Origin of the sequence: Mesorhizobium sp. SEMIA396, from assembly GCF_024518615.1 — a bacterium.
Lineage (GTDB): Bacteria > Pseudomonadota > Alphaproteobacteria > Rhizobiales > Rhizobiaceae > Mesorhizobium.
Map to the genome: position 1 here is coordinate 20684 of NZ_JANIFC010000025.1, position 4075 is coordinate 24758.

3 protein-coding genes are annotated in these 4075 nt (G+C 62.0%); all 3 read left to right on the forward strand.

From position 1 onward, the window contains the following. Positions 1-1389: VCBS domain-containing protein (locus NP503_RS32840; protein ID WP_256755071.1), on the forward strand; the 1389-nt coding region annotated here is incomplete at its 5' end. A 190-nt stretch (positions 1390-1579) separates the two neighbouring features. After that, a complete protein-coding gene (locus NP503_RS32845) occupies positions 1580-3253 on the forward strand; it encodes a type I secretion system permease/ATPase (RefSeq protein ID WP_236383531.1) in 1674 nt (557 codons plus the stop codon). 19 nt (positions 3254-3272) lie between these two features. Continuing rightward, positions 3273-4075 (forward strand): biotin/lipoyl-binding protein (locus NP503_RS32850; RefSeq protein ID WP_127272074.1); only part of this gene is annotated, 803 nt, incomplete at its 3' end.

Here is a 4075-nt window from a genome sequence, read left to right on the forward strand (position 1 = left end):
ACCTCGCCGGCGACCGGCGATCTCAATGCGACCGATGTCGACAATACGGCGACCTTCAACACCCAGGCCGCCGTCGCCAAGACCTATGGCACGTTCTCCATGGACGTGAACGGCGCTTGGAGCTACACCCTGGACGACGCCAACGCGGCCGTTCAGGCGCTCAACAGCACCGGAGCGAACACCACTCTGCACGAACTGGTGACGGTCACCACCCTCGACGGCACACAGAAGGTGATCGACATCACCATCCACGGCGCCAACGACGCGGCGGTGCTATCGTCTGCCTCGGCCAACCTGACCGAGACCAACTCGGCAGCAGATATCTCGACTTCCGGCACACTGACCATCTCGGACGTCGACAGCCCCGCAACCTTCGTCGCCCAGGCCGCCACCGCCGGTACCTACGGCACCTTCGCCATTAATGCGGCTGGTGCGTGGACCTACACGGCAAGCTCGGCCCATGACGAGTTCGTCGCCGGCCAGCACTATACCGAAAACTTCGATGTGGTCAGCGCCGACGGCACCCACACGTCGGTCGCCATCGACGTCCTCGGCACCGCCGATGCCCCGCCGCGCTTTGCTCCGACGGACATTCAGCTCACACCGAGCACTACGACGGACAATGTGACTTTCAGTTCGTTCCAGTTCACGGGAACACTGTCCGCAACCGATGCAGATCCCGGCGGCTTCGTCTACAGCATCACCTCGCAATCGGACCCTGGACTGTTTTCGATCGCCGGCAACACATTGAGCTCGGGAGATCTCTCGCCGAGCAAGGCGTATTCCATAACCGTGCAGTCAACGCAGGTCGGCGATCCGGTCGGGCCTGCTTACCAGTATTCCGAAACTTTCCAGGTCATCACCGGCAGCAATGGCAACTCAAGCGACAATCTCAGCAGCCCCGTAGGCGGCGACGATATACTCTACGGCAATGGCGGGGCGGACCAGATCTTTGGCCTGGCCGGCAATGACACGCTGTTAGGCCAAGGCGCTAATGATACCCTGTCCGGCGGCGACGGCAATGACCGGCTGGTCGGTGGTGCCGGCGCCGACACGCTTAGCGGCGGTCTGGGCGCCGACACATTCTATTACGGATCAGCCGTTGCGGATTCTGCGCCGGGTGCCGGCAGTTTCGACACCATCACCGACTTCGTGCATGGGGTCGACAAGATCGACCTGTCCTCAATCGACGCCAGCGGAGCCGCCGGTGATCAGGCGTTCCTGTTCGGAGGGCAGAATGTGAATACCGTCGCCAGCAGTATCACGTGGTCGGAAAGTGGCGGCAACACAATCGTCCGTGCGGACGTAACCGGCAACACAGGCGCCGATTTCCAGATCACGCTGACCGGTACCGGGCTCGGACTGACGGCGAGCGACTTCGTGCTTTGAAACCAGGAGGTGAGTCGCTTTGCGGCTCACCTCGTTGCTCGATGTGATTGGGCCTCCGCGTTAAGGTTTACGACGGGACTACCGACGGGCCGCGTGGCCGGCTGAAGGATCGGGGATAGTATCGGCATACAGGTGGACAGGGGGGCGGTTCTCCGCTGGGTATTTGAGTCTCGAAAGAAAATCGCAGATTGTGAAGGACGCCCTTCTGGCGTGCCGTCATTATTTCCTGATCGCGGCAGGCTTCAGCCTGGCGATCAACCTGCTCTATCTCGCCTCGCCGCTCTATATGCTGCAGATCTACGACCGTGTTGTGACCAGCGGTAGCCAGACTACGCTGGTAATGCTTACCATCGCGCTCCTGGCGGCGTTCCTTGCGCTGGCAGGTCTCGACCTCATGCGTGCCACGATCCTGACCCGGGCTAGCGTACGCCTCGACCGGTTGCTGTCCGCGAGGATCGTGGCCGCGTCGGTCGAAACCACGCAGTCGGGCTCCTCTCAGAGCCAGCCAGTGCGTGACTTTGACACGTTCCGGCAGGTCATAACTGGCATGGGCATCAATGCGCTGTTCGACCTGCCATGGTCGCCCATCTACATCGCCATCATCTTCCTGCTGCACCCCTGGCTCGGCTTCTTTGCGCTCGGCTCGTCGCTGCTGCTCGTCACCATGGCGGTGCTCAACGAATATCTGGTGCGCGCCCCGCTCAAGCAGGCCAACGACTTGGCGACGGCCAACTACAATTTCACCGATATGAGCCTGAGGAACTCGGAAGTCATTCGCGCCATGGGCATGATCGAAGGCCTCATCGGCCGCTGGGGACGCGACCGCAGCTTGGCGCTTCAACGCCAGACGCAAGCCAGCGACCGCGCCGCCTTGATGTCGGGGATGATCAAGTTCCTTCGCTTGACCATGCAGTCGCTGATCCTCGGCCTCGGCGCCTATCTGGTGATCGAACGGCAGACCACAGCCGGCTCGATGTTCGCGGCCAGCATATTGCTGGGCAGAGGACTGCAGCCCGTCGAACAGATCGTTGGCCTCTGGCGCAGCCTGATCCTGGCGCGGGCGGCGCTGGCGAGGGTTCACAAACTGGTCGACGGGGGCACGCAGAACGCAAGATCGTTCAACCTGCCGAAGCCAACCGGCAAGATTTCGGTCGAGCAGATCAGCTTTGCAATTGCCAGCCAGCAGAAAGTGCTGCTCCGGGACGTATCATTCCGGCTGGACGCAGGCGAGGCGCTGGGAATTGTCGGCCCGTCCGGCGCCGGCAAGTCAACGCTGGCTCGTCATCTCGCGGGCGTCATGCAACCCAGCCGCGGCACCGTCAGGCTGGACGGCGCCGATCTGTCGCATTGGGGACACGACGCGCTTGGTGACCACATCGGCTACCTGCCGCAGGATATCGAACTCTTCTCCGATACGGTCGCCGCCAACATCGGCCGCTTCAAGACCAATGTCGACCAGGAGGTCATCGAGGCCGCGCGGCTCGCCGGCGTGCACGAGATGATCATCCGCCTGCCGCAAGGCTATGAGACCCAGATTGGCGAAGGCGGCGCAGTGCTGTCGGGAGGATATAGGCAACGGATCGCTCTTGCTCGTGCGGTGTTCGGAACGCCGAACCTGATTATTCTTGATGAGCCGAGCTCCAATCTGGACGCCGATGGCGACCGCGCGCTGAGCGAGTGTGCGATCGAGCTCAAACGCCGGGGCAGCACGGTGATCATCGTCTCGCACCGGCCCTCGACCCTGGCGAATGTCGACAAGATCCTTCTGTTGCGCGATGGCGCGGTCGAGGCCTTCGGCATGAGAAACGAGATCGTGGCGCTGCTCAACCAGCGCGCGGCTCCAATGGCGGTGGTAACGCAATGAGCCGTGTTTGGAGAGAGCGATGAGCGACGGCGCCCTTACCTACCGAAGCCTGCCCGGGGAAACCGGCATCCTCGCTCCGGATTCGATCCGGGTGCCAGCCTATATCGGCCTGCTGATCATCGTTGCCTTCTTCGGTATCTTCGGCGGCTGGGCAGCCTTTGCCCCACTGAACGGCGCCGTGCTCGCCGACGCCATCGTCAAGGTGGAAGGCAATCGCAAGAGCGTACAGCACTTCGACGGCGGAACGGTGAAGGAAATCCGCGTCAAGGATGGCGACGTCGTCAGGAAGGGCGACATAATGCTGAAGCTGGACGACACCATGATACGATCCGAGTTCAATCTCTATGCCCAGCAATATGCGCTGCTGCGTGCAACCGATGCCAGGATTCGGGCCGAACTGGATGGCAGCGAGGCTGTTGCCTTTCCCAAGGACATCCTCAAGGAGCACGAGGCCTACCTCAGGGATGCGATGGCAAACCAGATCGCCGACCTGGAAAGCCAGCGCGCCTCGATGGCCGGCGCCAGGCAGATTCTCGAGCGGCGGATCGCCGAGCTCGAGGAGCAGATCCAGGGCAAGCAGGCTCGGGTCCAATCCTACCAGGCCCAGATGCAATCGACGATCGACGAGAAGGCCAGCCTGTCAAAGCTGCTCAAGGCTGGATTGACGACCCGCCCGCGCATTCTGGAATTGGAAAGATCGGCCTCGGATCTGCAGGGCCTAATCGACGAGAACCTCGGCGCTATAGCCGGCAGCCAACAGAGCAAAGCCGAACTCAACGGGCAGATCGCCCAATTGACCTATGAGCGCCGAGCCAAACTATC